The organism is Flavobacterium sp. (assembly GCF_027490375.1).
Classification (GTDB): domain Bacteria; phylum Bacteroidota; class Bacteroidia; order Flavobacteriales; family Flavobacteriaceae; genus Flavobacterium.
Map to the genome: position 1 here is coordinate 1 of NZ_JAIXYH010000013.1, position 26,250 is coordinate 26,250.

20 protein-coding genes are annotated in these 26,250 nt (G+C 40.6%); 11 read left to right on the forward strand and 9 right to left on the reverse strand.

Translation table 11 applies throughout. The features are described from left to right. Positions 1 to 96 precede the first annotated feature (96 nt). The 4 genes from Q0064_RS01690 to folP form a co-directional block, all read right to left on the reverse strand. Entirely contained in the window at positions 97 to 723 is a 627-nt protein-coding gene (locus Q0064_RS01690) for a hypothetical protein (protein ID WP_298143346.1), read from the reverse strand. A 176-nt stretch (positions 724 to 899) separates the two neighbouring features. Continuing rightward, the gene (locus Q0064_RS01695; RefSeq protein WP_298143349.1) at positions 900 to 1,409 is read right to left on the reverse strand and encodes an NYN domain-containing protein; all 510 of its coding nucleotides are present in this window, start codon (positions 1,407 to 1,409) and stop codon (positions 900 to 902) included. 707 nt (positions 1,410 to 2,116) lie between these two features. Further along, complete coding sequence (locus Q0064_RS01700; RefSeq protein ID WP_298143352.1) at positions 2,117 to 2,788, reverse strand: hypothetical protein; 672 nt, start codon at positions 2,786 to 2,788, stop codon at positions 2,117 to 2,119. A gap of 201 nt (positions 2,789 to 2,989) precedes the next feature. Next, positions 2,990 to 3,826, reverse strand: a complete 837-nt coding sequence (gene folP / locus Q0064_RS01705; RefSeq protein WP_298143355.1) for a dihydropteroate synthase — start codon at positions 3,824 to 3,826, stop codon at positions 2,990 to 2,992. Positions 3,827 to 3,899: 73 nt separating this feature from the next. On the opposite strand from folP, the gene Q0064_RS01710 reads away from it, so the two are divergent. Genes Q0064_RS01710 through tpiA form a run of 4 tightly spaced genes read left to right on the forward strand, consistent with a single transcriptional unit; the run spans position 3,900 to position 6,835 of the window. Next, a complete protein-coding gene (locus tag Q0064_RS01710) occupies positions 3,900 to 4,442 on the forward strand; it encodes a DUF1599 domain-containing protein (protein ID WP_298143357.1) in 543 nt (180 codons plus the stop codon). A gap of 55 nt (positions 4,443 to 4,497) precedes the next feature. Then, the gene (locus Q0064_RS01715; protein WP_298143359.1) at positions 4,498 to 5,586 is read left to right on the forward strand and encodes a MauE/DoxX family redox-associated membrane protein; all 1,089 of its coding nucleotides are present in this window, start codon (positions 4,498 to 4,500) and stop codon (positions 5,584 to 5,586) included. Further along, positions 5,586 to 6,086 carry a TlpA disulfide reductase family protein gene (locus Q0064_RS01720; RefSeq protein WP_298143362.1) on the forward strand — a complete coding sequence of 167 codons (501 nt, stop codon included), beginning with the start codon at positions 5,586 to 5,588 and terminating at the stop codon, positions 6,084 to 6,086. The genes Q0064_RS01715 and Q0064_RS01720 overlap by 1 nt, the downstream gene beginning before the upstream one ends. Then, on the forward strand, positions 6,083 to 6,835 hold the full coding sequence (tpiA, locus tag Q0064_RS01725; RefSeq protein ID WP_298143365.1) for a triose-phosphate isomerase: 753 nt from the start codon (positions 6,083 to 6,085) through the stop codon (positions 6,833 to 6,835). Before Q0064_RS01720 ends, tpiA begins: the two co-directional genes overlap by 4 nt. 1,217 nt (positions 6,836 to 8,052) lie before the next feature. Here tpiA and Q0064_RS01730 read toward each other — a convergent pair. Next, positions 8,053 to 9,270 carry a porin gene (locus Q0064_RS01730; protein ID WP_298143368.1) on the reverse strand — a complete coding sequence of 406 codons (1,218 nt, stop codon included), beginning with the start codon at positions 9,268 to 9,270 and terminating at the stop codon, positions 8,053 to 8,055. 365 nt (positions 9,271 to 9,635) lie between these two features. On the opposite strand from Q0064_RS01730, the gene prmA reads away from it, so the two are divergent. Continuing rightward, the gene (gene prmA / locus Q0064_RS01735) at positions 9,636 to 10,478 is read left to right on the forward strand and encodes a 50S ribosomal protein L11 methyltransferase (protein WP_298143371.1); all 843 of its coding nucleotides are present in this window, start codon (positions 9,636 to 9,638) and stop codon (positions 10,476 to 10,478) included. A 56-nt stretch (positions 10,479 to 10,534) separates the two neighbouring features. On the opposite strand, the gene Q0064_RS01740 is transcribed toward prmA, so the two are convergent. The 3 genes from Q0064_RS01740 to Q0064_RS01750 form a co-directional block, all read right to left on the reverse strand. Next, a complete protein-coding gene (locus Q0064_RS01740; protein ID WP_298143374.1) occupies positions 10,535 to 11,101 on the reverse strand; it encodes a hypothetical protein in 567 nt (188 codons plus the stop codon). Between the two features lies 1 nt (position 11,102). Further along, positions 11,103 to 11,681 carry a Crp/Fnr family transcriptional regulator gene (locus Q0064_RS01745; protein WP_298143377.1) on the reverse strand — a complete coding sequence of 193 codons (579 nt, stop codon included), beginning with the start codon at positions 11,679 to 11,681 and terminating at the stop codon, positions 11,103 to 11,105. A 176-nt stretch (positions 11,682 to 11,857) separates the two neighbouring features. Beyond that, on the reverse strand, positions 11,858 to 14,239 hold the full coding sequence (locus Q0064_RS01750) for a TonB-dependent receptor (protein WP_298143380.1): 2,382 nt from the start codon (positions 14,237 to 14,239) through the stop codon (positions 11,858 to 11,860). A gap of 274 nt (positions 14,240 to 14,513) precedes the next feature. On the opposite strand from Q0064_RS01750, the gene Q0064_RS01755 reads away from it, so the two are divergent. After that, a complete protein-coding gene (locus Q0064_RS01755) occupies positions 14,514 to 14,792 on the forward strand; it encodes an ATP-dependent Clp protease adaptor ClpS (RefSeq protein ID WP_094485110.1) in 279 nt (92 codons plus the stop codon). A 57-nt stretch (positions 14,793 to 14,849) separates the two neighbouring features. Here Q0064_RS01755 and Q0064_RS01760 read toward each other — a convergent pair whose 3' ends face one another. Next, on the reverse strand, positions 14,850 to 15,302 hold the full coding sequence (locus Q0064_RS01760; RefSeq protein WP_298143382.1) for a lipocalin family protein: 453 nt from the start codon (positions 15,300 to 15,302) through the stop codon (positions 14,850 to 14,852). 116 nt (positions 15,303 to 15,418) lie between these two features. On the opposite strand from Q0064_RS01760, the gene Q0064_RS01765 reads away from it, so the two are divergent. From Q0064_RS01765 to Q0064_RS01785, 5 genes are all read left to right on the forward strand, one after another. Then, positions 15,419 to 15,907, forward strand: coding sequence for a DUF4199 domain-containing protein (locus tag Q0064_RS01765; protein ID WP_298143384.1), 489 nt, complete (start codon positions 15,419 to 15,421; stop codon positions 15,905 to 15,907). Position 15,908: 1 nt separating this feature from the next. Further along, complete coding sequence (locus Q0064_RS01770; RefSeq protein ID WP_298143387.1) at positions 15,909 to 16,361, forward strand: 2-dehydro-3-deoxyphosphooctonate aldolase; 453 nt, start codon at positions 15,909 to 15,911, stop codon at positions 16,359 to 16,361. A gap of 2 nt (positions 16,362 to 16,363) precedes the next feature. Beyond that, a complete protein-coding gene (gene kdsA, locus Q0064_RS01775) occupies positions 16,364 to 17,182 on the forward strand; it encodes a 3-deoxy-8-phosphooctulonate synthase (RefSeq protein ID WP_298143391.1) in 819 nt (272 codons plus the stop codon). Positions 17,183 to 17,659: 477 nt separating this feature from the next. Further along, positions 17,660 to 21,379 (forward strand): fibronectin type III domain-containing protein, encoded by a 3,720-nt coding sequence (locus Q0064_RS01780; RefSeq protein WP_298143394.1) that lies wholly within the window; start codon positions 17,660 to 17,662, stop codon positions 21,377 to 21,379. Between the two features lie 162 nt (positions 21,380 to 21,541). Further along, a complete protein-coding gene (locus Q0064_RS01785; RefSeq protein WP_298143397.1) occupies positions 21,542 to 25,264 on the forward strand; it encodes a fibronectin type III domain-containing protein in 3,723 nt (1,240 codons plus the stop codon). The last annotated feature ends 986 nt before the right edge of the window (positions 25,265 to 26,250 follow it).

A 26,250-nucleotide genomic window follows, 5' to 3' on the forward strand; every position in this document is an offset into this window, starting at 1 on the left:
TCCTTTAAGATCGAAATAATCTGTTCCTCTGAAAATTTTGATGTCTTCATACTGTTTTTCTTTTAAAAGGTTAATTTAACTCTATTTTTAACCTGTTCAAAAAAACCAGCCACTTACCGGAAGCCTTAGTTCCGGCAATTCTTGTGAATGTTTAATATAATCATCCCAATTGTGAACATCAGAACCATAAATAGAATTGTGTCCATGACTAATATATATACCCGCTGAAATAGAATTACTAGCTTCTTTCAATATACGTTTTGGATTTGAAACTAAATTCGTCAAAATTTCAATTTCTTCGTCTCCTAGATTTGGTTTTTTTACAAAATAATGTGCAATGTAAATACAATCTAACTTATCAAATTTGTCAACTGTTTCCTTTATCGAAATTGTAAAAGTGTCAGGATTTTTCCCATTTAGTATTTCACTTACTACTTTGTCAAATTGTTGGTAATTTTTAGGATTACATATAACAATTAAATGAGCCCTTTTCTCATTTTCAAAAATATCAAGCTCAATTCCAGGCCATATTTGACAGTGGTTTTCAACTCCGTTTCTGAAGTCTTCATATTGTTTTGCGTCAAAATGATTATGGTTGGTAATTGCTAAAATATTGACTTCAGTGTCGTTAATAATTTCAACAAACCTATCTGTTTCAATATTTCTAGTTGGTGCGTCACCAGACTTTACTTTCCTTGTATGTGTATGAATGTCTATTTTCATTCCGTTAGTCTATTCTGTGTCGTTCGTAATATTGCTGCCAACGGTTTAGGAATTTGCTTTCGGGCGGGTTTCGGAGCACTAAACTATCAACTTGCACTGAACTTGATTAGAAGCACAAAGCTTCAAGTTTGCAAGTCACCCCGCCTGACGCAAAACCCGTGTTACAAGCAGCTTTTCTATGGTCTCACTCTTTCTATATCTGCTTTAATGTCTTGCATGTCAATATAATGTCTGCCTGCAACACTCCTTAATTCCCTTGCGATAAAACCTTCTGTTGCGATTACTAATAATTGTTTACCCCTTGCTCTTAAAAGTGTTAATGCTCTTTCAAAATCTCCGTCACCACTAATTAAAACTGCCATGTCATAGTGGTCTATAGTGTTGAACATGTCTAAAACTATTTCAATGTCAAGATTTGCCTTTTTTTTAGTTGTCCCTGTTTTAGTGTCATAAATAGTTTTGATTTGTTTTGAAACTAAAGAGTAACCCATTGAAGGTAATGCGTCTAAAAATGCTTGTTGTCTTGCTTCTGGAGGAGCATCTTGTCCAATGTAATAAAAGGCTTCATTAATGTCGCCTTTGGTTGCAATATAGTCTAGAAGTCTTTTGGGGTCTGCGAACCAACCAAGTTTAGAACGTTGCATAAAAAAGAAATTTGCACCGTCAAGAAAAACTGAAATTCTCATGTCTGTTGATTTTAGTTGTTAAATTTATTGTCGTCTTGTCATTTAAAGTTGCTTGTAACTCCCAAATATACGAAAGTTCTCCTCTCTCATCTAAGCACGCTATTCGCGAAAACACGCGTAAATACTGGAAACAAGTCCCTTTTCTTCGCCTTCGAAACTTTTATAAACTTTCGTTTTTTCGATATGTTAAATTTGTATTTGGCATTTCAAAATTTACAATCTAAAACGTAACCTCAATCTCTGTTATATTACGCAACAACAAAGCTGCTTTAATCGTAAAATCTCCAAAAAATGCGTTTCAAAATAAGCAGCGTTCGCAATTGGGCTTATTTTGCTAAAGTAAACAGTTGCAACCACCCAAAACTACCTACTTATAGGTATTTTTTCGACTACTTGTCGGTAACGTATTTCCTAGCCCCGAGTGAAGCGGCAGCCCGGAGAAAAAGACGCTTGTTTGAACCGCAACTGTGGCGGCGACGCGAGAAGCCTGCCGCAGTGCGTGTGAAAACAGCGTATTTTTTGAGGACTATAGCGAAAAGCGGGAATAGCTTCTAAAAATTAAATTGAAAAACATTGTACGCAAGTATGTCGACTTTGAGGTTAATCGTAATCAGCTATTTTTTAAATCTTTGCGAAATACCGCCTCTCGTGGCAGGATTTACAATGCCATCATCAACCTGCTTTAAGAAGTGATCTAAGAACAACTATCAATTATTCTTGTTCTGTTTGTTGACAGTGAACCTTTGATTGATATTATACGTGGTCTTTACAGTTCCCGCATACCTTTCGTTTTGAGCAAAAGAAAGCACGTCGTAACTTAAAACCTGAATAGGGTAAGGAAGTTCTATGGGCACATAATAACCTAAGTTGTCAGACGTCTGCTGATCAACAATCGACCAATTATCGACTTCCGATTTAACAAATAAAAAAACAGCATTAAAGCCTCGCTTCGGATTTTTCTTTTCGCTTTCAACAACAGTAAGTACTTTCAAGGTGTCAACGCCCGTATTTCCTTTTACAATCTCGTACGTTCTTTTGTAGGTCTTTTTAAAATTATTAGCATAATCCTTTAAAAATTCATCATTAGACTTTTCATTACTAAAATTCTTAATTAAAGTTGCCTCATTAAATTTTAGCCAAGATATTGCTGGAAATTTTTCTAAATCAATTTTATCAATTTCAATAAAGTTGAAATACTTGTTTGATTTTCTATCAGCTAAACTCGCCGAAATTACATTGTTTTTGTCATCGCCAATCACTTCGAAATAATAACCGCTATTCGCAGTATTGTAAAAACAAGTAGTTTTTTTTGCTTTACTTTTACCTAGCTGTTCAGATAATTCTACCACAGTGTTAAAAGTGTAGATTTGAGCTTGCAAATTTTGAATAACGAAAAAAAGCACCAGAAAGCGAAGTGACTGTTTATTAAACATCTGTATTTAGTATATTGCAGATTAAAAGTATATAAACAATAGATAACAAGGAAAGCCTAGACAAAAAATAAATATTAAAAAAATATAAGGAAAGAAGTCGCGCTTTTCCTAAACTAGGTGTGATAACAACCTACAGGTTATAAATAACTAATGAGCGGCTGAAAATTTCTCAAACAACCTTACCGCCTCTACTGCCTCCTTCACATCGTGCACCCGTAAAATATTCGCGCCGCCCTGTAACGCAAAAGCATGCAAAAATGTGGTTCCGTTTAGTGCGTGCTCGGCCGTGGTTTCCAGTGTCTTGTATATCATCGATTTTCTCGAAATGCCCGCCAACAAAGGCAAACCGGCTATCTTGAAGTCGGCAAAATGGCGCAATAACGCAAAATTCTGTTCGATGTTTTTCGCAAATCCAAAACCCGGATCCAAAATCAAGTCGTTTATGCCTAAGGCGCGCGCCGCAGCAATACGCTCCGAAAAATAAAGCAAAATTTCACCCGTCAAGTCGTTGTATTGATTGAGCTGCGTCATCGTTTTTGGTGTGCCGCGCATGTGCATCATAATGTACGGAACTTGCTGATTGGCAACCACATGAAACATATCGTTATCTCCCAAACCAGCCGTCACATCGTTAATCAAGGCCGCGCCTTCCGCAAGGGCTGCATCGGCAACGGCCGCGCGAAATGTATCTACCGAAATCAATAGATCCGGAAACTCACTACACAATGTCGCAACGGCAGCAACCACGCGCTGTTTTTCAACTTCCAAGGGCACATCGTCGGCACCCGGACGTGTCGAATACGCGCCGATATCAATAAAATCGGCTCCGTCGGCAAGCATTTTTGCTACCGTTTCTAGTAAAATAGCTTCGCCCGAATCCGCAAAACGACTTCCCGAATAAAACGAATCGGTTGTTAGATTCACAATTCCCATGATTTTCGGTCGGTGAAAATCGATTAATTTTCCTTTACAATTGATTGTCATACGTTTAGCTCGTGTCGAAAAAATGCGCGTAAATGTGTACTTTTGAAACTTTCCGAACAAAGATAAGAAGTTCATGAGCACAACCTCTGCGCAGTACGACCAGATCATCGCCTTTTGCCGCGATTTGTATGCCAAAAAACTAACCGATTACGGTGCCGCTTGGCGTATTTTGCGCTTGCCGTCGTTAACCGACCAAATTTATATCAAGGCGCAACGCATTCGAAGCTTGCAGCAAAATACGGTTCGTAAAATCGACGAAGATGCAAACGGCGAATTCATCGGTATCATCAATTACGCAGCTATGGCCTTAATTCAGTGCGAATTAGGAGTTGCCGATCAGCCCGATCTACAACCGTCGGATGCTATTCGCTACTACGATCAAAAAATTGCCGAAACCAAAGAACTCATGCTCGCTAAAAACCACGATTACGGCGAGGCTTGGCGCGAAATGCGTATCAGTTCGTTAACCGATTTAATCTTGCAAAAGTTACTTCGCGTGAAGCAAATCGAAGACAATGCCGGCAAAACCTTAGTTTCCGAAGGTATCGAAGCCAATTACCAAGACATGATTAACTATGCCGTTTTTGCACTGATTCTCGCGAAATTCGGCGAATAACAAAGCGTTAACACAAGCATATTTACAATCGACGTACATTTGAAAAATTGATTTTATGACTGAATCAACAAAACACAATCTCAGTTTTTTTATCCGAATTCTGGTGTCTGCACTTTTTATAGTGTCGGCAATCGCAAAACTCTATCCTTCACCCTATTTTGCTATTTCTACATTCGAGGTCAAGCAGTTATATCCGCTCGGCTTTTCCGAACAACTAGCACCTTTCTTTTCACGTATCCTCATTGGTATCGAACTTGGTTTAGGTTTACTACTACTCCAACGCCGATTACTGCGCATTTTGGTACTACCCGCAACCATTTTACTACTGCTCGTTTTCATCATTCACCTATCGATTGAAACTTTTGGAAGTGGCGGAAATGCAGGAAATTGCGGTTGTTTTGGCGAATTAATCCCAATGACGCCCATCGAAGCCATCATCAAAAATGTGGTTGCAGTCATTTTACTCGCGGTAGTCTATAAAATCACACCTGTACGAAATGAGCGTCAGGATAACTTTTGGTATTTGTGCAGTCTGGTATTAGCAAGCATCCTTGCCCTATTTATGCTCGCGCCCATTCAACCCATTGCTGTAGAAAATCAAGAAAATCAAGCGGCTGACACGCTTACAGTTGACAATCCGGTCTTGCCCGCTGAAACTGTGCCAGTAAATGCCGATACCATTAAAACAGCTGCTAAAGTAAAAGATACCGTAGCAGTTGCCGAAAAACCAAAAGCTCCTGCAGCAAAAAAATCGGGCTATGCCTCGTATTTCCGAGACATCGACAGCGGTAAAAAACTATTTTGCTTGTTTGTTCCTGGCTGTGAGCATTGTAAAGATGCGGCTCGCGATTTAACGAACTTGAAAAAGAAAAATAAAAACTTCCCAGACATTCGCATCGTATTCATGAACGAAGAAGCCGACTTAATTCCAACCTTCTTCGAATACGCCGGCGCCGAATATCCGTATAAAATCATTGAAATCATTCCATTTTGGAAATTACTCGGTCAAGGTCGCGACACGCCCGGCGTTAAATACCTCTGGAACGGAAACGAATACATTTTCTTTGACGGGATAAACGACAACCAATTTTCTGCGAAAGCGCTCGAAAAAGTAATTTCTGAAACCGATAAAAAATTCAAATAATGAAAAAGTTCATTCCTTCGCTGGTCTTGCTTTTAGTGATTACAGCCTGCGGAAACGCACAACGCACCAATTTCAAAGAAGAAGCGTTGAAGATTACTTTGAAAACCGAAAACAATACCGATATCGCCTTTCAAGATGTGCTCAATCGCGCAAAAGGAAAAGTAACGGTTATCGAATGTTGGGCGTCGTGGTGCAGCGATTGTGTTAAAGCTATGCCCGACTTGAAAAAAATGCAAGCGGCACATCCCGACGTAAATTTTGTTTTTATTTCGTTCGATAAGAGCCTTGAAAAATGGCTCGATGGTATCGCACGTCACGAATTAAAAGGCAGCCAGTATTGGTCGCCCGACGGTATGAAAGGTATTTTTGGTCAAGCGCTCGACATCGATTGGATTCCGCGCTACATCATTATCGATAAAAACGGTAAAATTATTACGTACCGCGCTATCGAAAAAGACTTTGAAGCAATGAACAACACACTAACCAAATTAAAATCATGAGAACTAAAATTGTTGCGGGTAACTGGAAAATGCACAAAAATGCTGAGGAAACAGAAGATTTGTTGAACGATCTAATCGCCGCAGTTCCGCAAGATAAAGAGGTGCAAATTATTGTGGCGCCTACATTCGTAAATTTGGCTGCCGCAGTCGAGCATTTAGAATATACCAATATTTACGTAGCAGCACAAAACATGCACCAAGCCGAAGGTGGCGCCTTTACTGGTGAGATTTCGGCCGACATGCTCAAAAGCATTGGTGTTAAGACTTTAATTTTAGGACATTCGGAGCGCCGGGCCTATTTTAATGAAACCGACAGCATTATCGCTTCGAAAGTGGCAACCGCTTTAAAGCACGATATGACGGTAATTTTCTGTTTTGGTGAAGAGTTAAAAGACCGTCAGAGCAACAATCATTTTAACATCGTCGAACAACAATTACTCGACGGCATCTTTTTCACCGAAGCGGCACACTGGGAAAACATCGTTCTCGCTTACGAGCCGGTTTGGGCTATCGGAACCGGAGAAACTGCTAGTCCAGAGCAAGCTCAAGAAATGCACGAGTTTATCCGTGAAACTGTTCGTAAAAAGTACGGAAGTAATGTAGCCGAAAGCGTTCGCATTTTGTACGGCGGATCGGTTAAGCCGGAAAATGCGGCGGAAATTTTCGCAAAACCAGACGTAGACGGCGGATTAATAGGCGGCGCTTCCCTGAAAGCAGCCGATTTCGCTGCAATTATAAACGGAGCTTAACCTTTTGGGCGTGCCGGCGGCTTAACGTGCTATTAGCAAAATGTATAAGCCGCCGTCGGGCCATTCGCTACAAATTTGTTCACTTGTTTTGCAACTGTCAGGCGCTTGCAAGTGCTCCCAAGGTCGCATTGCCGCAGCCGTCAGTTGAGAAAACAAGTTTCAAGGTTTTTCGCTGCTGTCCCTCACGCAACAGCGCTAACCAAAAATCGTTATCAACAAATATTTACCACTAAAACCTAGCGATTTACGTGTATCCCTGTTTCGTTTGAATCGAACTTTCTTCGCAATTTATAGGTCACGTTTTCACAAATTGCAGAGGTAACTTTTGTACGATCATAGACCTACCAAAATCTTGTGTCAATTATTGATAACCAACCTAAACGTTTATAAACGTTTAAACGCGCTTAAAATTCTTCTGGCAAAAATCGATTTTGTATTTTTAAACCGGAGGCGGGCTGGAGGCCCCGGAGCGTTGCTTTACCCTTTTTTACGATTTTAGCCGCAAAAACCGCTTCATTATTCAGAATTTTCGATTTATAAAATTTTACACTCCAATCACTTTTTTTTGCTTCGTCGATCAATCTAGACGTTTTTGCCATTTTCGATGTCAAATATGGTTCTGGTTTGTTGGCTAACCTAGACGCTATTTCCCTGTTTTGTCTTAAATAGTGCTTTCGAAATCCAGTAAATCGCCCCAATTAAAATGTTGATAACCAACCTAAACGTTTATAAACGTTTAAACGCGCTTAAAACCTGAGTTCGCTTAAAAATCTTTGTCAGATCGCTTGAAATCAAAAAATTGTGAAATCGAATGTTAATGAAAAGGAACAACTTCCAGGCTAAACAGATAAACGGCTGCCTACTTCGTTAGATTTTTTTGCGATACTACAGTATCCTAATAAAAATCTGCCTTGTATTCAACCATTTATCTGTTTTCTGACCGCAATTTTTAAATCGAACTCAGGTTTAAAATTCGTCTGGCAAAAATCGATTTTGTATTTTTAAACCGGAGGCGGGCTGGAGGCCCCGGAGCGTTGCTGTACCCTTTTTTGTGATTTTATGCAGCTGCACCTTTATCTTATTGATTTAACGATTATCAAAAAGCTTTTTCATAATTACCATATTTTAATGCTCCTACCGTTTTCACGCATTTTTTAAAATGAGTGTTCATTAACTTGCAGAAATTAGCCTCGAACAAAAAAATGGAATTGATCAACTTAGATCCCCATCTCAACTTGCAGGCGGAAATACCAATTTCTACGATTGGTGCCGTCGGCAAAATCGAGGTCGTCGTAATTAATTTCCGCTTGTAATTTAAAGGCGTGCTCGCGCAAATACTTGGTAACGCCAAAACTGTACTCTTTAGTATTGGGTAGAAATGCCTCGATTTCGGAACCTAATCTCTGAATGGAATACCGACCAATTAGTTCGAAGTCGTTTCGAAATAAATAACTCATTTGGTAATCGAAACCGTTTCCAACAACAACGTAACGAACATCCGTAGCGTCGAGCGGATTTACGGTAATTGGCGTATCGGAGGTTGAACGCGACATGTAGCTGCTCATCAGTGAGAAGCCGTTGTATTTGAGCATCGCGTCGAGTAAGACCGAGCGCATGGTGCGTGGTGCAAACAAATCGTCGCCGAGTTGTCCTTGGGTTCGTTTTGCTAAATTGTTTTGTTGAAAAGCGCCCGAAAGCAATAATTTGGGTTTAGCTTCGCGTACTAAATCGCCTTCAAAATTGGTTCCGTCGCGTTGAAAGGCACCGAACGGAAACAACTCTACTTTTCCGGTTAACGCCACACCGTCGTCGGAGCCGTTCGTTACATTTCGTCCTTCGCCGGTGGATAAAGCCGCTTTCAGATTGTAGGATGGCTTTTCGAGTTTTTCGTTGAGATAATGCGCTTGAAAACCGAAATCGCGATCGATGGTAAAACGCGCGTTATTGATCGTACGATCGGTAAGTTGAAGTGCACCGGATGAGTTGATGCGCTGGCGGTTTCCGGGCAGTTTCGTTTGTCCGAAACTTAAACTCCACTTAGCTGACGGGCGATAAAAAACTACCGCATCGCGAATGATATTGATGTTTTCGCCTTCTTGCACCTCGCCTACATCGCCGGGCGCAAACGAAAGTTGTATGGCGTACAAAAATTTGGGACTGCCCACATAGCCGTCGAATCGCAGGCGAAGACGTCGGATTTGTCCGTCGTACGCTGGCTTTTCATCTTCTTCGTCGAGATACGTAACGCGATTTTGCATCCGAAATCGGATGTTCATTTGAAATAAACTGTCGGGCGAGGTAATACCAATTCCTTTTCCGAATGAATAATACGGAATTGTTGACAGCTTTAGGTCGTTGTTAGGCGTTTCGGGCTTTCGTTGGGCAAACGCTAGTGCTGTGGCAAACGTTAAGCACGCAGTTACAAAAAATCTCATGCACAAAAATAGCTAAATTACAATGCTTGCCACAAGCTTATAAAACGGAAATTGTTAGCATGAAAACGTCTTAATGGCAACGGATTTTTGGGAAACGACTTTTGCGGTAAGGACAGCAGCGAAAAACCTTGGAGCTTGTTTTGACAACTGACGGCAGTGGCAACGCGACCTTCGAAGCGCTTGCAAACGCCTGACCGTTGCAAAACAAGCGAACAAGTTTGTAGCGTATGGCCTGACGGCGGCAATGCATTTCCACGAGACGTTTGCCGCCGGACCGCCCAAAAAACTAAAAGAGTGCTGAACAATTCTAGAGATTTGTCGGATTTTTAGCCCAGAAGCGAGTACTTTTGCAGAAAATTACTGGCATGTCGCAGCACTATTTTGCATACCATTTTACGATTGATCCGGTACAGCCGGGCACCGATATTGTTTTAGCGTCTTTGGAAGCGCTTCCATTCGAATCGTTTGAAGAAACTGAAACGGGCTTAACTGCTTATATTCAAGAAAATATGCCTGGCGCAGGCGCTGAAATGGCGTTTGATTTTTTGGAAAATGAGTTTTTTAGCGTTACGTATCGCATCGAAAAAATTGAGCAGGTAAATTGGAACGAAGAGTGGGAAAAAAACTTTGAACCGATTGATGTTAACGGACAATGTTATGTGCGTGCCCCATTTCATGAACCAAAAAATGCTGATTTTGAAATTGTTATTGAGCCGAAAATGAGTTTTGGTACCGGACATCACGAAACTACCTTTATGATGATCGAACATTTGCTGGAACTTTCGGTTGAAAATCAGACGGTTTTGGATATGGGTTGTGGCACCGCGATTTTAGCGATTTTAGCTGCGAAAAAATCGGCGGGAAAGGTCGATGCAATCGACAACGATACGTGGTGCTACGAAAATTCGCTCGAGAATATTGCACGTAACCAAACGGCTGATATTCGCGTATTTTTGGGCGATGCCAGCACACTCGAAACACTCGACGTAACGTACGACCTGATTATTGCGAACATCAATCGGAATATTTTGTTGCAGGATTTAGCCACTTATGTAAAATACCTACAAAAAGGTGGCACTATTTTACTGAGCGGCTTTTACAAACACGACATTCCGGTTATGGAAGAAAAATGTGTTTCGCTCGGACTCTCACAGCAGTTGGTAAAAGAGCGCAATCATTGGGTAGCCATGAAATATGTGAAGTTGTAGAGGAAACGAATCGGCCTGCCATTTCTAGAAGGCTAGCTGTAGTTCTTTCGACACAATTATTTCATTTTCTTTCTGATTCTGCTTAGTGTTTCGGGTTTCATTCCCAAGAAAGAAGCGATAAATTGTAAGGGAACTGTTTGAAGTAGTTCGGGTTGTTCGGTAAGCAGTTTAAAATAGCGTTCGGTTTGCGAATCTTTGATAAAAGATATTTGTCTCTTGGTGCCCAAAATGTAAATGTGCTCGTACAGCTTTAAAAAGAGCTTTCGGAGGTTGGCGTTATCTTGCATCATTTTTTCCACTTTAGCAAAACTAGCTCGGTAATAACACGTTACGTTTATAGATTGAATGTTGATAAACGTTGGTGTGTTGTTTCTGATGGAGAACAATTCGGCATAAATACATGGGCCGGTGAGAAACTTGGTGGTAAATTCTTCGCCGTCTTTAATTAAGTAAACGCGACAAATACCTTCGTCGAAGTAAATTAAATCTCGAATAGAATCGCCGGCAGTAAATACGTGATCCATTTTTTTGATGGTTACCGGTTCGAAGAGCGCTTCTAAATCTTCGCGTTCTTGAGCTGAGATGCGGCAAAACGTCTCGATAAATTGCTGAAAGTGTTTCATTTTACAATTCTTTAAAGATTCTTTTCCGCACGCGACTTAAGGTTTCGGGTGTCATGCCAAGATAGGATGCGATGAAACGTTGTGGAATTTCGGCGATTACCTTCGGGCGATCGTTAAACAACTTTAGGTAGCGCTCTTGGGGCGAATCGAAGATAAAGGAGTGTTGTCGAAGCAATCCGAATAGATACAGATGTTCTAAGAATTTAAAGAAGATTAGTTCCATTCTGGGATGTAAAGTAATTAGATCATCGAGATCGCTCATTTCAGCCTGCATTAAAACGGCATCTTTTAAGGCTTGCACGTTCATTTTTGTGGGTTCGAAGGCACGAACGGCCATTAAATCGGTGAACATCGTCGGACCGAAATAAAAATTCGAGGTGACTTCGCCGGTAGCCGTATTTAAGTAACCGCGCATGATGCCTTCATTCAAAAAGTAAATGCGAGAAACCCGTTCGCCTTCTACAAAAAGATGATCGAGTTTTCGGATTTCCATAGGCTTAAAGATGGAGATAAATGCGGCAATTTCTTCCTCAGTTAAAACTTCAAATCGCTGTAAAAAAATATGTAAATTCGTGTACATGCGTATTTTAATCGACTGTATTATAACCAGAAAAACGGGTAAGGAAGAGTCTGCTTGGTAAAGATACTTCGCAGACTCTTACAATCCCATTCCAAACTAACTAAAAAAACGTAAACTGCTCCCTAACTAGCAATTAACAAGCGTGTCGTTGTGGTTTTGCAGCGTACAAATTGATTTTAAAATTGGAAACGGTATCCGAAATCCGGTTGAAAACCAATTTGGTCGATCTGATTTACCTGCTGCGTTACCCGGTTATAATCTCGGGTAAAGACGTTTTCATTATTAGTAATATTTTGAAAATCAATATAAAACTGATGTGAACTCTTTTTCTTCGCGCTATTAAATTTGAAAGAGAACTTTAAATCGAGTCGCAAATAAGCGTCGTATTGTTCTGAATAATACGCTGATTCGTCGAGTACTTCATAACCTTGCGCTATAGATGCTTGTAAATCGACCGGCGTATAATAGCGTCCGCCGGAAGTGGTAAACTTGGTATTTATGGCAAAAACGTTCTTTCTTGCTTTTCCAATTTTGAATTCTTTCCCAGCTAAAACATTGAGAATGTATCCGTTATTAAAAGGCGAATCGCGTTCAACTTGATCGCTTCCTTTGTACTTGCTTTCAAAAGTAGAAGCGGTAATTAATGCATTGTATCCTTTGCTAAAGAACTTTTCTAAAGTTAATTCCATACCTCTGTTATAGCCTGTGCCATTGCTAACTAAGTTGGTTTTGTCGATCGAAAATCCGAAATCAGCGCCTTCTGTTAACGACGAATAACCGGTTGGCACGCGTTCTACCGCTGCGTTATCGATGTCTTGGTAATATACCTCAATTTTCAATCGCCAATCTTTTCCAAAACGGTAATCGTAGCCCAAAACGTGATGCTGGCTGCGCACCAATTTCAAATCTCTGTTGGACTGAATGGCAACACCGTCTACGTATTGGTTTAAAAATAAAATAGGTGCAGCTACATTTTGGTGGTGTAGTCCGTAACCGTAGCTGATATTGCTCTTGGGGTTTAGCGAATAACTCGCTGAAAATCGCGGTTCAACAACTGTTTGTTCGTTTAGCGAAAAGTACTGGCCGTGAATGCCGGCATTGAACAAGAGTTTTTCGGTAAGTCGAAATTGTCCTTGCACATAGGGTTGAAAAACGGTGTAATTTCCATCGATGTCAATCAGATTTACAAAATCGGGAAGTTGATCGTTATCGGTATCTGCTTGCTGTTCGCGATCCGATAATTCGGAATTTAGTCGGAAGAACTCTACTAAAGCACCGGCGCGGATTGTTGCTTTTCGCGATAATTTGGTATTGAATAAAGAAGAAAGTGTTACGCGACTTTCTGTGTTGTCGGCTTCTGTCCAACGTATTTTAAACTCTTCGGGCGTTTCGAGATTGAAGTAGCGGTCTTGGTCGAATAAATTCCCTGATGTCGAAACACTTACAACATTTTTAAGGAAGGAACGTTCGCCGAGTTCGATTTGTTGTTTGACACCCAGAACGGCAAATCTCGATTCTACGAAACTGTCTTCATCACGGGTTGCGAAAAGGTCGTCGCTAGATAATTCGACATCCCTTCCTAGTAAATCGATATTTGAATTACCGAGTATTCCGAAAGCTGAAAATCGGCCTAATTTACTGCGTCCGAAATCGAAATTAAAGGTTACATCGTTATAATTTGGTTGTGCAGCGGTTCCTGCCAAGCCAAGTGAACCAACGATTCCGTAGCGTGCAGCTACTAGAAACGACCCGCCGTTCTTTCCTAACGGACCTTCGGCAAGCGCTTCGGCACCAGGAAACGCTGCCACACCTACTGTATATTCGTACGATTCTGAATTTCCTTTTCGCAAACCTAAATCAAAAACGGCTCCCAGGGCATTACCGTATTCTGCTGGAAATGCTGACGTTAAGAAATCGGAATTGGCTAATACGTTCGGATTCAATGCTGAAACCGGGCTTCCCGTAGTGGCAAGAGTTGAAAAGTGGTTCGGACTCGGAATTGGAATTCCTTCCAAACGCCATAGCAAACCTGTGGATGAATTTCCGCGAACAATGATGTCGTTTCTACTATCATCGGCGGTAGAAACACCAGCAAAGTTCGATGCTAAACGTGCCACATCGCTTCGTCCGCCGGCATATCGGTTAACTTCGTCTGGTGAAAATTGTCGCACCGAAACGGCAGCCATTTTGTTAATAGCCTTCGCTTTGTTGTTCGCCGCTGCAATTACAACTTCGCTAAGTTCATTAAAGGTTTGGGTGAGTGCGATATTTGTTAAAACCTCCTTTCCAGAAACAACTTCTAATTCGGGTAAAACACTGCTTTCATAGCCTGCCGCATCTATGGCAATACTTTGTCGGCCCAGTGGCACTTGTTCGAGTTTAAATCGGCCAAACGCATCGGAAACCGCTGTGATGCTGTCGTTTCCAAGTAAGGTAATGAGAGCGCCTTCGATCGTTTTTTCAGACTGCTTATCTGTGATCACTCCTCGAATCACACCATTTTGCGCCTGAACTTGCAAAATTAAAAGCATAAAAAAAGAGAACACCAATTTTTTCATTGTACTTGTATTTTTGGGCAAAGGTGTTACAAGAGGAAATGATACAAATTGATTAAAATCAATAAAAAATGAGTGCGTTTAAAGAATCGCTAGCTGATGGCAAAAAATCAATAAATAGAAGGGAATTCAAATTCGCGCAAGAACAGCATAAAATGAGTTGAGCTAATTTCAAGTTTTTAGAGAAAAATGTTTGTTATCGATCGATCTAACAAGACTTTTGTTGAAGCCGCGTTTATTAGTACTTTTGCGAACCATTGAATTTAGATGAAAGATTATGCCGCTTGAATTAACCGAATTTGAAACCGACGTTCTTGAGAAAATTGCCGACACGTACGAATTGGTGTTGTATAACGACGACGTAAATACATTTGACCACGTGATTGAAACACTGATTCGCGTTTGTGAACATACACCGATTCAAGCCGAACAATGTGCCATTTTGGTTCATTACAAAGGACAGTGTACTGTGAAATCGGGTGGATTAGAAGAATTGGCACCTAAATGCAGTGCTTTGCATGATGCCGGATTGAGTGCCGACATTCAAAAGTCATAAAAAAAGCATCTGACGTTTCGGTCGGATGCCTTTAATTTTATCTTTTTGGATTAACTATTATTCTACAACCTTCGTAAAGAAACGAGTCGTTGTAGTGGTAACACCCGCATTAGTTTCTTCGGTTTCAATGCGCAATTCTTTGTTGGTAAGGCGCGTCACTTCGTAAGTTCCACCGTAAATATCGCCTGTAATAACTAAAACATTTTCGGTTAGTGTATACGTTGAAGGGTCTGCGGGAGCAGCTGTACATGTATTTGTAGCATCTTTAAAAAATACCACATTGTTGAAAGCGTTTGCTGCGGTAAACTCAATATAGTCTTTATCACATCCTGCCTCGTTACCTGTGTAATTGGTAGTAATTCTACCGCCGTTGGCGGCAATGATTGTTTTCGTTGGTGTCCACTTCGCAATAATTGAAGCGGGTGTACTCGAGCTGTCGTCTCCGCCACAAGCAGTTAACAAAACTGAAGTAAATAATACAATTGTAGCTGCTTTAAAAAATCTTTTCATTAGTTCTGGAATTTTAATTCTGCTGCAAAGTAAGCAGAATATTTTTAAATTTTAACAAGTGGTACAATTATGCAAAAGCCCAGCGAAATCGTGTAATTTTGCAAAAACTCTCACAAATGAAGAATTTTCAAATAGAATACAAGTGGGCCTTCATTCTTACAGTACTTGGTATCGTATGGATTGCCCTTGAACGAGCGGCTGGTTTACACGATCAGCACATAGACCAGCATCCTATTTACACAAATTTAGTGATACTACCATCCATTTTGGTTTATTATTTGGCTTTAAGAGAAAAGAAAAGAAACTTTTTCAATAACCAAATGGATTGGAAACAGGGATTCCTATCGGGTTCGGTGATGGCAATCTTTGCTGCACTGATGTCGATACCCGCTGTGTTCTTTTCATTAAAGGTTGTTTCGCCCAACTTTTTTGCCAATCAAATCAAGTATCAAATTGAAGTTCATGGAAGAACGTTGGAAACGGCAAGCTCTTATTTCAATATGAATACCTATTTGATTACCTCGGCAATTGGCAGTATTTCTTTCGGAATAGTAGTTTCTGCAATTGTGGCGTACTTTTTGAAATCGAAAACGCAAAAAGGATAACATGGGTAAAAAAGTAGTTGGATGTTTGCTTGTTGCCGCAATACTTAGTGCTTGCGTTAGCACAAAATCGACCTTAAAAAACGTAGATGAAAACGCTCCTGAATTACAACTTAATGCGGTCGGAAATTTTGTCATAACTGATGTCAGTACTAATCCAAAATATGGATATGATAAAGACTATCCGATAAATGTCTTTTTTCAAAATACCAAAAACGACACGATTAATCAGTTTCGATTTTTAAATGCGTTAGCAGGACCGCAAGGTGAAAAACTTCGCTTTCGCAGAATCGACGATTGCTGTCCGTTTCCTTCCAAACGGAACGACATCGGCGTTGGACTTCTAAACCGCTATGAAATCACGTGGGAAGGACAAAAAGAACCCATTGTTTTATACCTCAACATTTTTGCCAAAGGTCGGATTGCCGTGCCTGTCGGGTTAACTCTTAAAAAATAATTATGCAATTATCGAATATTCCCAAAATTAAAAATTTAGAAAGTGGAAACTTCTTTGTCCTTGCTGGCCCTTGTGCTATTGAAGGCGAAGAAATGGCTTTGCGTATTGCCGAAAAATTAGTTGGCATTACCGACAAACTGCGTATTCCGTACGTTTTTAAAGGATCGTTCAAAAAAGCGAACCGCAGCCGTATCGACAGCTTTTCCGGTATTGGAGATGAAAAAGCACTAAAAATTCTGCAGAAAGTTGGAGAAACATTCGACATTCCGACGGTAACCGACATTCACACCAACGAAGATGCTCCGAAAGCAGCAGAATTTGTTGATATATTGCAAATACCGGCATTTTTAGTTCGTCAGACGGATTTGGTTGTTGCCGCAGCTCAAACAGGTAAAACTGTGAATTTGAAAAAAGGACAGTTTATGAGTCCGGAAAGTATGAAACATGCGGTACAAAAAGTGCTGGATTGCCATAATGAAAACGTTATGGCCACTGATCGTGGAAGTATGTTTGGGTATCAGGACATGATTGTTGATTTCCGCGGTATACCTACTATGCAACAATTTGCAACCACCGTACTCGATGTAACACATTCGTTGCAACAACCTAATCAAGTCGCGGGAGTTACGGGCGGCCGACCCGACATGATTGAAACGATTGCGAAAGCGGGCATTGCTGTAGGCGTTGACGGTATTTTTATTGAAACACACTTCGATCCGGCAAATGCCAAAAGCGACGGTGCCAACATGCTACACCTCGATTATTTTGAAGGTTTAATGACACGTTTGGTGGCAATCAGACAAACAATCAACAGTTTTTAAATCGGAGTTCGATTCATCAATTGAGCTTTCGTTATTGATTAAACGCACAAACAGCTAGAGATTTTTACGCTCATGGCACTCATCCTCAAAATCACTAATACATGGATATTATTGATTTTGAGGATTTTTTTATACCGACCGTAACAGTTGATTATTCATCAAAATAATTTGGAAAAGCTTTTCTGACCCTGTTTACGGAAACTAATCAATTGAAAAGGAAAAGAAATTGCTTCTACGAAAGTGTGAGTAAACACAACATAAAGGATCAATTAATCCTTTTATAAATGTACTTACAAATAATCCAAAAAAAAATTAAATAAACGAAAATGACTGAAAACGTTTTGTTTACAAATTTTTTTATTTAAAATTTAAGATTCGTTTAACAAATTTTAAGTAATTTTAAACATTTATTAAAAATAGAGACGCAACCTTTCTATTTCGCCATTATCTTACAATCGAACCAAAAACGAAAAACGCATGAAATCACTAGTACGCTTAATTGCTATGGTACTGTTTTTTAGCACAACTGCTTCTGTAGGTCAGTGCATTAACAACAGCCAATACCCATGGTCGCCAGTAATATTGCAAAACAGTGGCGCGCAAGAGTATATATCAAATTGTAGTTGGACTATGGAGTTCGCCTACCTTATGAATGTGGCTCCTAACATCGGTTACATTTTTACCTGTAACCAAAACGGAAGTGCAAAATACATCACTGTAACCTCTGTGACTAACGAAGTGATTGCACACGGTATTTCACCACTTACCGTACAAAATATTCCTTATTCGGAAATTCGTGTACATTATTCTGAAGACGAAACGTGTGGTGTAGAGACAAACTGTGCTAATACATTTGTACAAGCGGTTTTATCATGCATGCCGCCAACGGGTTTAAATGCAACTGTTTTATCGAGTTCAAGCGCAGAATTAACGTGGACTGCGCCAGAAGACATCAATAATTTTGAAGTTTATGTTGTTAATATGGATAACCAAAATCCACAACCCGACAGCATACTTCCCATTCCCGTAACCGGGACATCCTATACGGCAACAAACTTAACAGCAGGAACACTGTACCAATTTGCGGTTCGTTCGGTTTGCGAAGATGAAACAGGACCAATTAACATCTCACCTTATTTTTACACGCCGTGTGATTCGTTTACTTCCTTAAATGAAAATTTCGAACAGACTTACTATGCCTTACCTAATTGTTGGCAAACAATACGACGTGGTGATGGACTAACCGGACATGCCAGTATTACTGTTAACTACGCTTATCCAACAACTTCGGGAACAACTGCCGTTCAGTTTTATGCAGATGGCTCCAATTTATCCACTGCCGACTTAATCTTGGTAACTCCTCCCCTTTCTAACATAAACGAAGATTACCGTTTGAGATTTGCTGCACGCGGAAATCAAAGTTTACAAGTGGGCACACTAGACAGCAATACTTTAGATGCAGTATTCACCCCGCTTCAAACCATTACCACTACTGGTCAGATGGAATATTATTCTGTTGATTTTTCGGAATATGAAGGTACCGACATGTATATCGGAATCCGTTTGACAGGAGATGGAAGTTACGAACCTGCTTTTGTTGATGATGTGGTATGGGAACAGAACCCAGCTTGTCCGGACATTGCTGCTGCCGAAGTAACTGCAACTGGAACCAACTCGGCAACGATTTCCTTCCAAAATATACCTGCAGCTGCATCCTACGATATTTCTTATGCAGTAAGTTCTACAAACGATCCAAATCAAGGAACTATCGTAAACACATCCGCAAATCCATTTGAAATCAATTCTTTAGAGCCAAATACGACCTATAATTTCTGGATCCGCACCCGTTGTGGCGAAGAAGAAGTAGGATATTGGTCGGCTGCAACAACAGCTACAACCGACTGTGCCGCTGTAGCGACGTTTTACGAGCAGTTCACTGGAGCATACGAATTACCTAACTGTTGGAGAAGCATAGTAAGAAACCAACCCGCTTCATCGTATTCGGGAATTTACATTACTAATTTCAGTAATACTTCCGAACAAAATAGCGCCTATTTATACCAAGATTATCTGATAGAAAATCTAGACGTTATTTTAGTATCGCCTGCGGTAACTAATTTGAACACAGGAACGAACCGAGTCAAATTCAAAGCGTTTGGTTATGGCGATGTAATTGTAGGAACCATTAGTGGTTCTGGCGACAATGCCGTATTCACTGCTTTAGAAACTTTCGAATTAAACGAAAACGTACAAACCATTACATACAACTTTGCCGCAAGTGCTTCAACCGATGCTAATATCGCGTTTAAAATAGTAGCAGACATCGAGTATTCGTATATCGTTTTGGATGACATTTCCTACGAAGCTATTCCTGCTTGTCCAGATGTTACAGGTATCAGCGAAAGCAATGTAAGCACGAACCAAGCCCAAATTAATTTTAACGAGGTTTCCGGAGCTGTTGCCTACGAAGTTGTGGTAACCACAGCTAATTCACCAGAAGGCGCAACATCTGTAACATTTGAAACGAATTCGGGCATCGTCACAAATCTGCAAGCAAATACAGCTTATAACGTTTTTGTGAGAAGCAGCTGCGGCGAAAATCAATTTGGCGTATGGTCGGAAGCTTATACATTCTACACAAGTTGCGAAACTGTAGAAGCATTTATTCAAACTTTCGAATCTGTAACTACTCCGCAGCTACCAAACTGTTGGACAGGAATTGTAAGCGGTACGAATGTTTCGCCATACAGCAGTATTCAAACGTATTACTACGGACAAAACCAAGCAAACCTTCAACTTGTATATCTATTCGGTGACGGATCCACAATCGATTCCAACTCAAACATAACCTTAGTTTCGCCACGCGTAAGTACACTAAATTCAGGCCAATACCGCGTCCGATTCTCCGCCTTCGGAAATGCTACTTTAGTAGTGGGTACCCTGAGTTCAAACAATGCCGATGCTACATTTACTCCCGTACAGACTTTTCAGTTCACTGAGTACAACAACTACACGTATTCGGTAGTATTCGATTCACCTACAACTGATGAATACATTGGTTTTAAATTAGAAGGTGGCGACATCTACAATTACGTAGCGCTCGACGACATTTATTACGAGCCTATTCCAGCTTGTGACGATATTTATAACGTTTCAATTGTTGATTTCGACGACGATGATATTTCATTAGCGTGGGAAGGAAATAACAATGATGGAGGTGTAGTTGTTTACAGCACAGTCTCAAATACAGATCCAAACTTGCTTTCAACCTACTACCCAACTTCTGAAAACAGCATCGAATTAGAAAATCTAGAGCCTTTAACGGTTTACTACATTTGGATTAAGTCAACTTGTGCAGCAGGAAGTGGCGTTTGGATTGGTCCGATTATCGCAAATACAGATTGTGCGACTTCAGATATTGAAGATATTTCAGAAGAAGGATTTGATTACGAAAACGGTGCTATGCCCTACTGCTGGTCGGCTGCCGTGTATCAAGGAGACACCCAATGGCAGATGTATGAACCTACTGGTGAAGGAAGTATTGCCGAAGCATATTCCGGATCTACGATAGCTTATAAAGAACCATCGGCAAGTGCAGCTGTGCTATTTGCGGCTCCAATAGATTATACAGATATTACACAAGCTACTCAAGTAGATGTTTATCTGCATAGACACGAAAATGGACACGACGGCGACGTTTACAATGTATATGTGAATACCGAAAGAAGCATGGACGGAGCTATGTTAATTGGTACTATCCATTCTAGAAACAGCATTGAACCGGCAGTTAGTACTTCTGGCTTTTACAATTATAAATTCGACATCCCTGCTCAGATGAATGGACAGGAAAGTGTTTATGTGATGATAGAAGGAGTTACCGTAGACAGCGAGGTATCTGAAGGTTTGGGAGTTGAAAACTTTATAGTTGAGTTTGCAGAAACATTAAGCACGGATACCCCAAATTTTGAATCATCTGTCCGCGTATTCCCCAATCCAACAACGAATTTTATAAATGTCACAGCCGCTGATAACATTGAAGCAATTAAGATTCTCAACAATCTTGGTCAGGTTGTATACGAAAAGAAAAACACTGGAAATAGTGCACAAATAGATGTCTCTAAACTTGCTGCAGGCGCTTATTTTGTACAACTTTCCGGAAGTCAAGCAAATACCACAAAAAAGTTCATCAAGCAGTAGTTTTTAATTAAGTTTTTTCTCGAAAACCTATCGCATCACGCTAGCGATAGGTTTTTTTCGTTATAAAAAACCCATAAACTTATTTTTTTGTGATATAACTAATTACCTGAATAAAAATCATTTGGAAAGGTTAAATTCGTAGAAACGTAAAAACGAAATTCTATGAAGAAAATTACGCTCTTTTTGCTGTTGCTTTGTAATTACGGAGCTATAGCACAATGTATCAACTTCAATCAGTACCCTTCCGAGGTAGTAGTCTCTAATAACTTGGGACTTGTACAGGAAATTACAGTCTGTAATTATACCTCGGAGTATGCTGCAATAACTAATCTATCAATTGGTACTGATTACGTGTTTACCTGCGTACGCAATGGAGTTGACAAGTTCATAACCATCACCGATTCAGCAGATGAAGTAATTGCCTCAGGGCCATCTCCGCTTACTGTGAATGCTATCCAAGTATCTACGATCCGAGCGCATTATTCCGAAGACGAATCGTGCACCACGCAGAACAGCTGCCACATTACCACTATTCAGGCGCTTTTAGCTTGCTCACCACCTACCAATGTTGCTACTTCATCTATTGGAACAACTACCGCTTCATTTACATGGAATACCGGTGGCTCAGAAACACAATGGGAAGTACTTGTACAATTAGCCACCGAGGCGGCTCCTGAAAGCTCGCAAAGCGGAACGGTGGTTACCGAAAATAACTACACCGTAATTAACTTAACGTTAAGCACCCAGTATGAATTTTATGTTCGCTCAAGTTGCGACGGTGATTTCAGCCCGTGGACACTTGCTGTACCTTTTACAACAAACTGCGAAAACACCGATTTCGTAAGCGAGAATTTCGAGAATACCGAAATCGGAGAATTGCCAGCTTGTTGGAGCAAAATCATTCGCGGCGAAAACGTAACTTTTTCTTCAGTGGGAGCAGTCGATTATAATTCAACAGTTTCAGCTCCTGTTTCCGTGCGTTTAAATCAGTCAAATGCAAATATTAATAACAGCGACATCATCTTAGTGTCTCCACCGCTTTCAAATGCTGGCGCGGGCACACACAGAGTTAAATTCTTCGCTGAAGGTACCGCAAACATTCAAGTAGGCACCTTAGATAGCAATTCAAACACCGGAACTTTTACCGAAGTTCAAACATTTGAATTAACAAACAACATGACCGAATATGTTGTCGATTTCAGTTCGATAACTAATACGGATAATTTTATTGCATTTCGTCTCCAAGCAAGCTTTACTTTTGAAGAGGCTTTTCTTGATAACATCGTTTGGGAAACAATTCCAAGCTGTCCAGATGTAATTGAGCTCGCAGCCGTAGGTATTTCTGAATCTGCTGCTGTAATTTCATGGAGTTCGCAAGGTACAGAAACTACCTGGCAAGGTGTAATCAGTACAGCTTCTAACGCTAATCCAAACCAATTAACTCCTGCAAATTTTGACTCTACATCAGGAACTTTCGCAGGTTTAAATGCAGATACAAGCTACTTTATCTGGATCCGCTCATACTGCGCTGCAACTGATTTAGGAGCCTGGATAGGCCCACTACAAGTAAGAACGGACTGTACACCAATCGATGCATTCAGCGAAAACTTCGACAGCTCGCAATCATTACCTGCTTGTTGGAGAGGTATCCGAAGAGGTCCGACCATTTCAGAATTTTCTAGCATAGGCATTACCACTTTCCAACCAGCTGGTTCATTGCCAAATTCAGTCGAACTCTACAACAGTAGTTCTGCAACCACAAACGGCGACGATATCATCCTGGTATCTCCTGCTCTATCGAACCTTAGCCAAGGAAGTAACCGCATCAAGTTTAGAGCAAGAGGTTCGGGTAGTATTGAAGTAGGTACGGTTGATAATTCACTTAACACGGCAGTATTTAACTTAATCGAATCGATATCTGTTACAAATACCAGCGCTGAATTTATTGTAAACTACGATAGCTACACTGGAACCGATCGTCACGTTGCTTTCCGAATGAGCAACCCTTCGCTATTTTCTTCTGTGTTTTTAGATGATATTATTTGGGAGACAATACCAAATTGTCCAGACGTAATCGATTTAGCCGCAAGTGCAACTACCACAACCACTGCAACGGTAATTTGGACAAGCCAAGGAAACGAAACCAATTGGCAATATGTTATCGGAGGTTCTACTGAAACCAATCCGAACAGTTTAACTCCTGTATTAGTTTCCACTAACGAAGTAACAATTCCCGATTTAACTGCTAATACACCCTATCGCGTTTGGATCAGATCGTATTGCAGCGCTAACGAGCTCGGAGCTTGGATTGGTCCACTTAACATCCGAACTGCCTGCGAAGCTGTTGCAGAATTTTCAGAGGATTTTGACGATGTTACCACACCTGCCCTACCCGATTGTTGGACAAGAATTCTTCGTGGACCTTCAATTTCAAACTTTGCAAATGTGAACACCGTATCCTTTGTTACAGGTTCTTCTGAGCCAAATACCGTGCAGCTATACAACGACAACTCGACCACAACTGAAAATGATATTATACTCGTTAGCCCGAATTTGTCTACTCTAGCAAGTAACTCCTATAGAGTGAAATTCTTCGCTTTCGGTCAAGGTTCAGTGCAAATCGTAACACTCGACAGCAATACTAGCGAAGCAAACTATACGGTAATTGCCGATGTGCCAATTACGAGCGACATCCCACAAGAATTCGCCGTAAACTTCGATACCTCAACAACCGACACCTATTTCGGCTTCAAACACAACGCAACAGGAATTTTTCAATCGATCTACATAGACGATGTACGCTACGAAGTTGCTCCAACTTGCCCAGATGTTACCGAAATTGTATCAAACGGACCTTCAACTACCACAACTGCAGAAATCACTTGGACTCCCGGAGGTAGCGAAACAAACTGGCAATATGCTGTTACAACCGACGACAATACCGACCCAGACACTGTTACTCCTAGTGCCGTACTCAACGATACAAATGCCACCATTCCTAACTTAGAACCAGGTACTGAGTACTTCGTGTATGTACGCTCGGTTTGTCCAAATAACGACTTTGGCGCATGGATCGGACCGTTCGAATTCGAAACACAGTGTATTCCAGCAGTATATAGCGAAGAAGAAGTAGAAGACTTCGAAGGAACTACAGGGACTGAACTACCAACGTGTTGGACTGCCGAATTAGTTTCAGGAGACAACAACTGGGAAGGTCTAACTCCGCAATTCGGCGATATCACCACTACGCACTCAGGAACACGTATCGCATTTAAAAACTATCAGACTTCTACTGCTTATCTGTACTCACGACCTTACGACTTCGCAAATATTACCGAAGAAACACAGCTTAATGTGTGGTTACACAGACACAATCTGGCCGACGAAGCCGATAAATACAATATCTACGTTAACACAGTTCCAAGTATAGAAGGTGCTGAGTTAATTTTCGAACAATTCTCGATTTCGTCTGCTGAACCTACCGTTCCAAGTACAGGTTTTTACAACTACATTGCGCCAATTCCTGCATCGGTAAATGGTCAATCAACCGTTTATTTCATCATTGAAGGAATAACCACCGCCGGATTTAGTTCCTACGCACTTGGTGTAGACGATTTCAATGTAGAAACCGTACTAGGTGTTGACGTACCAACAGGCGACACATTTAAAATGGCGCCAAATCCAGTAACGGATATCCTACAGCTAAACGCTTCAACTGCCATGCAAAATGTAAGTATTTACAATTTACTAGGACAAGAGCTACTGGTAAAGGATGTTAACGCAACCACAGCTGCAATCGACGTAAGAAATTTACCTGCTGGAACATATATTGTTAAAATAACTGCAAATGGTAAATCTCAAACGCAAAAGCTGATTAAGAAATAATCATTAAAGTTATTTTCCACCAAAAGACTGTATCTCCGGATGCAGTCTTTTTTTTTTGTACAAACACTACCGTAATCTTTTAATACGCAGAATTTGGGCGGCTTTTCGCGCTTTTCGTTGCAATACAATCTTGCTACGGCAGTTTCTGCAGCTTTTGGAAAAGCTTCCGCTGGTCGCTTTCCCAAAATCGCAGTCACAAGCCGCAGCTGCAACTGTATTTTCACTTCAATCACGGCCGCGGAAGTACGTTACGCAAATACGAACCAATAAAAAAAAATCAGAAAAAGACGCCTCTAAAAAAAGTAAGTGCTCCGAAAAAAAATTCAACCCGAACTAAAAAACAAAATCAAAAAATTAGCTGATCGATTTTTTGCTAAATGCGGTTTTTCCGTAACCCAATCTCGATTTTTTTTCCGTGCTTCGCTTTGTGGGGCGGGAGGGTGTGGGGACATTCCCTATTACGAAATTCCCAGAAATTTTCAGTACGGAAAAACCGTAATTTTTTAAAAAAGTGTCCGCTGCCTTATTTGATTCTTTTTCACCTATCGCCTGATTCTAGACTTAATTTTAAAACGCCAAGAACAAAATACTTGTGGATTCGCATTTGACCAGAGCTTCGCCAAAATATGCGGTTTTTCCGTAACCCAATCTCGATTTTTTTTCCGTGCTTCGCTTTGTGGGGCGGGAGGGTGTGGGGATATTCCCTATTACGAAATTCCCAGAAATTTTCAGTACGGAAAAACCGTAATTTTTTAAAAAAATTAATCCTGCCCGCTTCTACTCTACTAACCTATTGCTTATTTCGGCGAGTCTAGTTTAAACCTCCGCCAGTAGATTAATACAGCCATCCCAAAAAGAAAGTCGCTAAAAATATGCGGTTTTCCCGTAACCCAATCTCGATTTTTTTTCCGTGCTTCGCCTTGTGGGGCGGGAGGGTGTGTGGACATTCCCTATTACGAAATTCCCAGAAATTTTCAGTACGGAAA